The organism is Haladaptatus ordinarius (assembly GCF_054177595.1).
In genome coordinates, this window is the sequence record NZ_JBPEHH010000131.1 from 1 (window position 1) to 8,809 (window position 8,809).

The 8,809-nt window shown below is 55.1% G+C and carries 7 protein-coding genes; 3 read left to right on the forward strand and 4 right to left on the reverse strand.

Annotated elements, in window-relative coordinates; genetic code table 11:
• Window positions 1–89: 89 nt before the first annotated feature.
• Together ACR3FF_RS23910 and ACR3FF_RS23915 are read right to left on the reverse strand one after the other, a co-directional pair.
• A complete protein-coding gene (locus tag ACR3FF_RS23910; RefSeq protein WP_458190633.1) occupies window positions 90–3,971 on the reverse strand; it encodes a hypothetical protein in 3,882 nt (1,293 codons plus the stop codon).
• A gap of 32 nt (window positions 3,972–4,003) precedes the next feature.
• Window positions 4,004–5,929 (reverse strand): VirB4 family type IV secretion system protein, encoded by a 1,926-nt coding sequence (locus ACR3FF_RS23915; protein WP_458190634.1) that lies wholly within the window; start codon window positions 5,927–5,929, stop codon window positions 4,004–4,006.
• A gap of 39 nt (window positions 5,930–5,968) precedes the next feature.
• Here ACR3FF_RS23915 and ACR3FF_RS23920 point away from each other — a divergent pair, with 39 nt between their 5' ends.
• Window positions 5,969–6,205, forward strand: a complete 237-nt coding sequence (locus ACR3FF_RS23920) for a hypothetical protein (protein ID WP_458190635.1) — start codon at window positions 5,969–5,971, stop codon at window positions 6,203–6,205.
• A gap of 20 nt (window positions 6,206–6,225) precedes the next feature.
• On the opposite strand, the gene ACR3FF_RS23925 is transcribed toward ACR3FF_RS23920, so the two are convergent.
• Together ACR3FF_RS23925 and ACR3FF_RS23930 are read right to left on the reverse strand one after the other, a co-directional pair.
• Complete coding sequence (locus tag ACR3FF_RS23925) at window positions 6,226–7,032, reverse strand: TraC-like domain-containing protein (protein ID WP_458190636.1); 807 nt, start codon at window positions 7,030–7,032, stop codon at window positions 6,226–6,228.
• 243 nt (window positions 7,033–7,275) lie between these two features.
• Entirely contained in the window at window positions 7,276–7,665 is a 390-nt protein-coding gene (locus ACR3FF_RS23930) for a hypothetical protein (protein WP_458190637.1), read from the reverse strand.
• Between the two features lie 201 nt (window positions 7,666–7,866).
• Here ACR3FF_RS23930 and ACR3FF_RS23935 point away from each other — a divergent pair, with 201 nt between their 5' ends.
• The gene (locus ACR3FF_RS23935) at window positions 7,867–8,406 is read left to right on the forward strand and encodes a DUF7342 family protein (RefSeq protein WP_458190638.1); all 540 of its coding nucleotides are present in this window, start codon (window positions 7,867–7,869) and stop codon (window positions 8,404–8,406) included.
• Between the two features lie 56 nt (window positions 8,407–8,462).
• On the forward strand, window positions 8,463–8,708 hold the full coding sequence (locus ACR3FF_RS23940; protein ID WP_458190639.1) for a toxin-antitoxin system TumE family protein: 246 nt from the start codon (window positions 8,463–8,465) through the stop codon (window positions 8,706–8,708).
• The last annotated feature ends 101 nt before the right edge of the window (window positions 8,709–8,809 follow it).

Below are 8,809 nucleotides of genomic sequence, written 5' to 3' on the forward strand. Positions count from 1 at the left end.
GTTCGGTTCTCTCCATCTGTGGACTCTAGTTCTCCTTCACTCAGCTACTACACCAACGTTCACTCTGGTCATCCGTGACTCAGCACAGCTCACGAAGCGACGCTCGGGAAGTACCGATAGTAGCGTTCGGTCCGGTCGACATCGTGGTACTGGACAAGCCACTGTTCAAGGAATACGACACCGGCTTTGTGCGGGGTTTTCTCGCCAAGATCGCCAACGCCCGGGTTCACAGCCAGTGATCGATCGAGGAAGGTTCGACCGGCTGGCAACACGGTGTAGTACGTCTGCCGGAAGGCGCGATGCTTTTCGAGGAATCCCTTCTGTATGAGCGTCTCTACGTCGAGATTGGCAAACGGGTCGTCGAAATCGGCCATACTTTCTGTGAGCGAGTACTCCTCAAGCTGGTGGTTCATCGCATCGAGCACGAGGCCCAAGAACGCTGCTTCATCGCGTGTTACACCCTCCGCTCGAAGCGTCGTATCGGGAATGTTCGTCGTCGCTTCGTTGAAACGACCTGCTGCCGTCGTATCTGGAACCTGTGTCTGTTCGGGTTCTGAACGTGGCTCTGACGTCTCTTCCTCCGACGGGACGGATTCAGCAGGCGGATCGAGCGATGCAAACTCCTGGATAGAAATTTCAATGCCGTAGTCTTCGGCATGGGCAGCGATTTTCCGGAGTCGATCAAGGAGGTCACTGGTCGAATCAGTCGTCTTGTGAGCCCGACGAGCGGCGACGAAAACCTCGTCTTTCGATGCGAACTGACAGCAGGCGCTCGCTCGTCGCTTCTCAGCATCAGCATATTCGGTGCCACAGAGATCACAGACGTAGCAATCGGTCTCCGTATTGTAGCGAACGTGCTCGGAGAGTGCAGCGTTGCTCGATCGTTCGGCCTCTTCGTCTGTGTCCCTCGGCTCTTCGTCTGCGTCTGTGGTTTCTGGTTCTTCTTCGCCAGTTTGTCCATTCTGGGCATCTGTTTCTGTCTGATCAGACGACGGGGGGGTCGGTGTGCCTTCGGGTGGTGACTGCTCCGTCGTCGGAGCGCCGAACATGGAAGCGCGTCCGAAATCCTGTTCGTCACTCGGCCGGTCGCTGGCTGGTGTGTCTTCTGTGTCCGATGCTACCTCGCCGTCTGCAGCTGTGCGTGTGTCGTCACTCACATCGCTTCCACCGAAGAAGGGTGTCTCGGCTGGAGTGCCACCGTCGGCAGCTTCAGCGTCGGCTGTGTGCTCTTGAAACCCGTCTGTGCCTGCAGTGTCCGCATCACCCATCTCTGCAAGCGTGTCCCGTGCATCATCATGCCCGATCTTGCTCGGGCGATCGGGGATGCTGCATTCGGTCTGGGTTCGTCGTCTGACCTGTGGACGGGCCATCTCTTCAAAGAGGTGGCGTGCATCACCGGCGAGCGGCTCATCACTTTCCGGATGTCCCTCGGGAATTGGCAACGGAGCAAGCGAGAATGTCGTGGGATCTGTTTCACCAAAGCCGGGGCTCGGCAGTTGCACAACCCACTCACCAGACGGTAATCGTTGTATCCGCTTGCTGAGGTCTTGTTTAGACAAATTCTCATGGGCCATCGATTTCGCGAGCTCATCGTCAACCTCGATGTTCCCGATGATTTTCGTCTTCACGTTGTTCAAAATCTCTTTATACGGTCGATTCGACCGACTGTGATCGTTTACTTGATCGGGGTACTGCATGATCAGGCCAAGACTCACCCCAAAGCCCCGTCCTTGGGGCAAGAATTCCTCATAGACGAGTTCGGAGGTTGCAACCGCTGCTGCCTCTTCAATAATAACGTTCGCAATCTTCTCGTCACTGGCCATTGGGTCTCCCTCGTCTGTCCTGCTTTCATCGGACCATCCCTGCGCAGCATCCCAGAGGTTGCTCAGCAGAACCATCGTTAGCGCGTTACGCGAGTCAGTACGCAACTCACCAATATCGAACAGAATCACTGCATCTTCATCGAAGAAGTGCCGAAAGTCGAAGACATTCTCGGTGTATTCGTTAGCTTCGTCGTCCCACTCAGAGACGTGATTGAAGATCTGATAGAGGTGTTCGAGTTCGACCAGTTTGTTCAATCGATTTGCCGCCCCACCCATCGACTGCTGGAATTGCGCCTCGTCCAACTCACATTGCTGAAGTAACGCCCGCTCGATGTGGGCATTCTCCGCACAAATTTCCGGGAGGACACGCTCATGGCGCATCTGATACACAGCCTCAATGAGTGTATCAAGGCTGAACGCATCCTGGCCGTATTCCTTGTCAAACAGTGCTTTGATCAAGAACGTCAGGATCTCGTTCGCAACAAATGCTCGATCGTGCGTTTCTGTCCCGAGTATCAGCCGCATGACTTCGTGAAAATGCTCGACGGTATCCTGGATTGCATCTTCACGGCGGCGGCCCATCGCAAGCTTGGGACGAATATCGAAAAACGAGAATGCTGGTAACATCTCCGGCGCATCGAAGTGATAGACGCTATCGAGCGAGCCGAATTTCGCGTAATGCGCTTTGAGATAATTTTCGACCATCCCATCGCCTTTCGACTCAAGTAACACCGTTGGCCCCCCGACGTGCTCGCTCAGTGTCAGCATATCATTCAAGACGCTTTTGGACTTTCCGGAACCAGTCGAGGCGGCGCGAAGATAGTGGGTGACGAGCGTCGATATGTGGACGTACACCGCGTCATCAAGGGGTTGGTTTCGATCTTTGAGCGGCAGACCAATCGCCATCCCGGGTGCTGACAACCGGTCCAGCATTTCCGGTGCTGGGAGTGACAACGGCTGGCGGAGTCGCTCCTTGCCGCGAGTACCACGGGCGCCCTCAGTGGTCAATGCATGGGCACTCGGTACAGCCACAAAATTGGCCAGTTCATCTGCATTCAAAATGAGCTCCGGGCGCGTCCGTCCTTTGGGTGAGGTCTTGAGTGATCGATCGAGCAGCCGTTGTAGTTCTTTCTTGGCCGGATCGCGAATATTGGTCAGTCCTTTCGTGAGACGCTTCCCGTCGAGTTCATAGTACGCCCCATCGAGATGATTGAACGCGTTCGCAAGCGCGTCGACCTCACTCTCGACCGTTCCGATCGTCGTCTCAGTCGCGTCCGCGGGTGGTATCCCCGCTGCACGCATGTTTACCAGATACGTCTGGGACGGGTTTTTCTGGTCGATGAGTGTTTGGCGAGAAGCCTTCCCACCACTCGGAGCGTGTGGTGACTGGCCGATATTCTCCCCGATCTGCGGTGCATCTCGGCCACGACGTCGATCACGAATTTCTTCTTCGTCATAGCCCCGAAGCATATCTCGAACGTTGGTCTTCGTGGTCTGGACGAACCCATCACGTTTCGTCTGAATATTCTCTTTGCGTGTATTGGCCGCGCTCTCCCAGTCCGCATACCGAGTGAAGAGCACTTGCAAAACGGTGGGGGCACTCGCTTTCGCAAGCCGCTCGACCGCCGTTGCAAGCGGGGCTTTTGCCGATGCACTGTCACCGTGCTGTGTCGCATGGAGCTGGGAATACTGTTTTAACGGGGTCATCCAGTCGCCAGTGCGCTTTCCAATGCCCCGCCATTGGACTGCAATTGGTGTTCGGGTCAGCAGTTCTGATCGCGCATCATCGATGGACTCGGCCGAGTCTTCGTCCGTATCGGGATCCCGGGTGGATGGCCCAAGTAGTTCGTCGGGAAGTAGGAGTTTTTCCTCTGAAAGGTTGTAACTCGCCGGATATGCGGTGGTCAACTCCGAGCGGATTGTCGACAAGAGCGATGCATCAGTGGCACCGAGATAGAAGCGGACCGGCGTTTGGTTCCCCTGTGTGAGTGCGAGGAATTCGAACGTCGGGGCATTCTTCCGCGGATCATATTTGACCTTCCAGCCAGACTTCAGTTTGCGCAGGCCGGCGAGTCGGGAGATGATATCGGAGGGGGTGACACGTTCGTGGGCTGGTTCGATTCGAATGTAGCGACGAGTGGTTGTCATGGGTGGTGAATTGATTCCTGTAATTTCGTGCGTTAGCTGGTGGGTGCAGTGGATTCGTGAGCCTGTTCGAGCAGTGATTGAGGAATGTCGTACTCTGCGGCGCGTCCGTCCGCAAGCAAATAGGAAACATCGCCTGTGTCGAGCGCATTCTGCTCGATCAGGTATTCCCACGGATCGAGGTCTTCGTCGAGCACGTGGACGGCAAACTCATCAACGTGGAGCTGAATGCGCTTCTTCCAATCATTGACGAGCAATAGGCTCTCCGAGTGAGTCCCGTCCTCACCAGTCTGTGCGGAGGCGATGAACCGCTGTTCGTTGTGGGTGAGATCGTGGACGGCGATCATCTCCTCGCTCACTGATTCGTGCCGGAAAATCTGCTTGATGTTACAGAGATTGTAGATCTCGCGAGCTTTCTCCAGTGCGTCTGCAGACTGCTCGGTTGACTCAACGAGGAACTCGTCTACTGTCTGGGAGATCAGCGTCAATCCGGTGTTGAAGTGGCGACTATGTCGGATGAACAGGTCGATCAGATCTGTCGTGGCTGCTCGACGCAAGAGGTAGTGTGCCTCATCGATCGTCACCTGCGTCCGGCGATCGCTGCTTTGAGCTCGCTGGTAGATCCAGTCGAACATCACGTGCATAAACAGCGGCGCTTGTCCCGTATCGGAGAACATCGACATATCGATGGTCACCAACCGATTGTCTAGTTCGACGTTCGTCCGGCCGTTCAGATTCGCGTTCTCGCCGCCCTCTTGGAAGGCTTCAAGCCCAAGAAGGAGTTGGTAGGCAAGCCGCTCATCAGTCTCTCGGAACCGATCGGCGATATCCTGCACTTTCGAAGCAACTCGTCGTTTGTCGGCATCAGGATGATAGCCGAGGAACTCAGTGGGATCATCGCCATCGGTGATGTGTTCGAGAATATCGATGATATCCCCGATTATTGGACTCGTGTTCTCGTGGGTCGCTGGATCCTCGGTGATTCCGTACTGGTAATAGGAAAGCAAGACGGCACGCCGTAGGATCCCCTCTTGTTCATTTGAGAGGGCTTGGCCGTCACCCGAAGCAAAATGCAGTCGGAACAACTCCATTACCGATCGATACTTTTTGAGGAACGGATCTTCGACAACGTCGTCGATCCCACGACGGATTTCGAGCGGATTGATCGTGTTCTCGCCACCAAAGCGGATCACCTGTCCACCGAGATCCTCTGCAAAGTCGACGAAGTCAGCGAGCGGATCGAGGACGAGAAGTTCTATTTCCGGATCCATCATCATGCGATGGAACATTTCGTATTTCTCGGCGAACGTCTTCCCTGAGCCCATCTCTCCTGCAATCACTTTCGAATACGAGGAAAAGCGATAGCGATCAAGGAGAACGGGGGTATGTGTTCCGTCGAATCCGTAGTAGACGCCCTCGTTATCCGCTAGTGCAGGCTCAATGAATGGAAACATGGTGCCGACAGCCGTCTCCTGCATCAGTTGGGTGGCTTTGATCGGGTCATTCCCAAGTGGCGCCAGAGCGTCTTGTGACTCAACTTGGCGCTTCTCAAGGGGGACGGCTTCTGTATTCGCCTTGGCGATGATCTCCAAGGCGCGCTCAGTCGCCTCGTTCAATTCCTGCTTTGAATCGGCGATGATCTCGAAGTAGATGGCAAACGTGAACAGCTTCGTCTCGCCCCGGATGATATCCCAGATGAGATCGGAGACGGCCTCGTGGTCGGATTCGAGTTCGTGGGTATCACTCTGATTTTTCTCATCTTTCCGATAGAGACGGGCGCGGAGTTGTGTGAGGCGATTGCGGAGTTTCCGCAGAATCTCATGGGAATCCCGCGGCCGGATATGCTGTGTGACTCGAATGTTGTCGTGCGTCGTATAGAGGTCGTCAAGCCACCCAAGTGGGACACGCTCCGGATAGCCATGGATGGTCATCGTGCGGACGTACTGACCACCACGCACCATGTACCCCGACTCTAAGAACCCTGATTCCTCGGAGATCTCGTGTGGAGCGATGATATCCCGATCAGCGAGCGAGCGTTCCGTCTCGTCTTGGAGAACGCCGAGACGAATCTCACCGTCCTCGGCCGCTTCGAGTTTGAGGAGATGTTTCGCTTGGGCCTGGATGTTTTCCTTGGACAACTCATCGCCATTCGCTTCGAGAATGGCGGTCGCCCGGTCGAAAACCTCATCATCGATTTCATCGAGCCCAGGCTCACTATCCAGCCCCGGAATGAGTGACCGGAGACGGGAACCCATCGTTAGATCTCCCCCTTAGAGAATGTCGCATGATCAAAGCGGTCGAACTCCGGTTTGACGTGATTGTAGTAGTGGTACAGGATTTCCATCGTCTCCTGGCGAGTGTTGACCAGCTCTGTTGTGACGTCTGTCCGTCCAAGCTTGTCGATGACGCGGCGCTGGCGATTGTGTACTTCACGAATACACAGCTCGGTTTCTGCGTTCTCGTGGTTCTTGACCCACGGAAGGCGTTTGAGAATGTTCGCGCCGGCAGATCCGATAACCGGGAGCGTACTCAGCTGGTTGAGCACGCTTCCAGTATCCAGGTTTGTCGTAACCTGTGCGGCGTTGACGCGGATGACGATGTAGTAGTCTCGAGTCTTGATCCCAGAGCCGTCAATGTTGTCCTGTGCCCACTGGATGTAATATCGGCGTCCATACTGGAGAATCGGGGACTGTCCTCGTGCAGCAACGCTTGTGCCACCGCGAATGAACTTGTTGTAGTGTTCACCCAGGTCAAACTCCCGGGGATAACAGGGAATGGCGATCGCCCAGTCAAGCGCCATCAGAAACGAGATGTAGTCGCTCATGACCTGTCGGCGTTGCTCATAGTTGAGTGTGAGCCAGTTCCGGGGTTTGACTTTCACGAGTCCAATGTAGTCTTCGTCGTCGACTGCGATGCCATCATCACGAACGTAGTCAAAGCCGAGTTGCGCTTGTGTCGTCGTCTTCTTGTTGAGTTTGTCTTCGAGGTGGAATTGGTCTCGAGCACGCGCTTCGTCACGCGCCGTTGGGAGGTCCGTGTCAATTGCTTCGAGGGCGGCATCCATCGTTCGGAGGACGTCCAAATCTGATTCAGGCCGTTCGGCATCGGTTCCAAGGTCACGATCGGCTATCCCGAGCGCTGTCCGTACAGTGGGACCGTCAGAGGATGGCTGTGTCGTGGCTGATCCATCGGTTGCAGTCGTAGAATCAGATTCAGTCGTCTCGGTCTCTGCTTCGTCTCGACTGGCAGACTGTCCAGTAGTGGCTGTCGAGGTTTTAGTGGCAGGTGGTGGTGAATCCATGGTTGTTTACTGATGGGAGTCGTGGTCGTCTTCCGCTTCGATCGTCTCGATGTCGAGGCCAGCGTGGCGGACACCAACCACATCTTGAGTTTTCGCCGTTTCTGTGGCGGGTCGTGTCCGGCGATTTCGATACGTGGTGGTTCCGAGGTAATAGTGCACACAGGCTCGTGCGTAGCTCAGTGGCCGCTGGGCAGCAGGCGTAATGAGGAGAATCACGACACCGAGAGCGAGCGCAAGGCCAGTGGCAATGAGAAAGAGATCGCCCGAGGCGCCGAGACTCTGGGCAATACCGAGGCCGAGAAACGGAATGACGAGTGCTTCGCCAATATCACGGGCAGTCAGACCGAAGATGAGCTTCGTGTTGATGATCTGGCCGGCGATTGGGAACGTTTCCATTTGGATATTATATTATGTCGGAACTAGTTAATAATTACTCCACGTGTCGGCTTTTGTTTTAATTCTCACTAACACTAAGGTATTATTCTAACCACAGTGTGTCCCACAAGAGCCGACGTACACCAGTTCCCCCCGCAAAGCAACAAAGCGAGATAATTAGTCGAAGAAAGAATTATTTCGCTTGAGCACATATACGCTAGTATGCCGACTGACCCACCGTTCTCGGATCGTCCACCAATCGAGGACCTCGAATCGGTCTTCACCGACGCTCCCTCGACCGAAGAACGCATCTATAGTCTCCTTGTGCAGAACACGGGCGGTGTGAGTGCCCCAGACGTCGCCGAGCAACTCTCGTGTTCAACAGACACTGCTCGCAAGTACCTCAACTGGTTCACTGAACTCGGCGTCGCGACGAAACGCGACGGCCGGCCAGTCCAGTATGAACGCAACACAGAGTACTTCGAATGGCGGTACGTGAGTGAACTCGCCAACACCCATTCGCTGGAGGACCTCAGAGGGAATGTGCTCGAAATTCGGGATCAGCTCAAAACGTTCCGTGATCGCTATGACGCCGATAATCCAGCCAGCATCGACGTCGTTGAGGCGGCCGATCGTCTCGACATTGATCTCGAGGAAGCGTGGGACGACCTTTCGACGTGGGCGAGCCTTGAGGAAGAACTTCGACTCCACGACCGCGCTCGCCGTCGTCTCAGTGACCGCGCTGAAGCGAGCGCTGACTAAAGATGGGTTTTCACGACGCGCATACTCCCGCCGGGAGTGTTGACCGAACAATCCTTATGAGTATTAAACAGCGCTTGGATACCGCGGCCTACATCGGCACCACTACCATCTCGTTGAAACACGGGAAACCGACGCTCACGGCGACATTCATCCAAGACTATTTTCCACCGGACGTCGAGGACGCCTACTACGATATTCGCTGGTACACGAGTGGCGACTTCGAACTGCATTATCAAGAGAACTGGAGCGACGAACGAGGATGGAAACGCCGGTGGGACAAGCATCCATTCGTATTCGGTTAAGAGGCTAAATCGCAAGCCGACGGCTACCTGAACTCGTAGAGCGAAGGGGAGGTTGTATGAGACTCTCCCCGGATGCAATTACATCGCTGCTGACTTCGCTC

What these genes read in the sequence shown, in the direction of transcription:
- ACR3FF_RS23910 (WP_458190633.1), bottom strand. Translation starts at nt 3,971, where the DNA reads ATGACAACCACTCGTCGCTACATTCGAATCGAACCAGCCCACGAACGT.
- ACR3FF_RS23915 (WP_458190634.1), bottom strand. Translation starts at nt 5,929, where the DNA reads ATGGTGCGTGGTGGTCAGTACGTCCGCACGATGACCATCCATGGCTAT.
- ACR3FF_RS23925 (WP_458190636.1), bottom strand. Translation starts at nt 7,032, where the DNA reads ATGGATGCCGCCCTCGAAGCAATTGACACGGACCTCCCAACGGCGCGT.
- ACR3FF_RS23930 (WP_458190637.1), bottom strand. Translation starts at nt 7,665, where the DNA reads ATGGAAACGTTCCCAATCGCCGGCCAGATCATCAACACGAAGCTCATC.
- ACR3FF_RS23935 (WP_458190638.1), top strand. Translation starts at nt 7,867, where the DNA reads ATGCCGACTGACCCACCGTTCTCGGATCGTCCACCAATCGAGGACCTC.
- ACR3FF_RS23940 (WP_458190639.1), top strand. Translation starts at nt 8,463, where the DNA reads ATGAGTATTAAACAGCGCTTGGATACCGCGGCCTACATCGGCACCACT.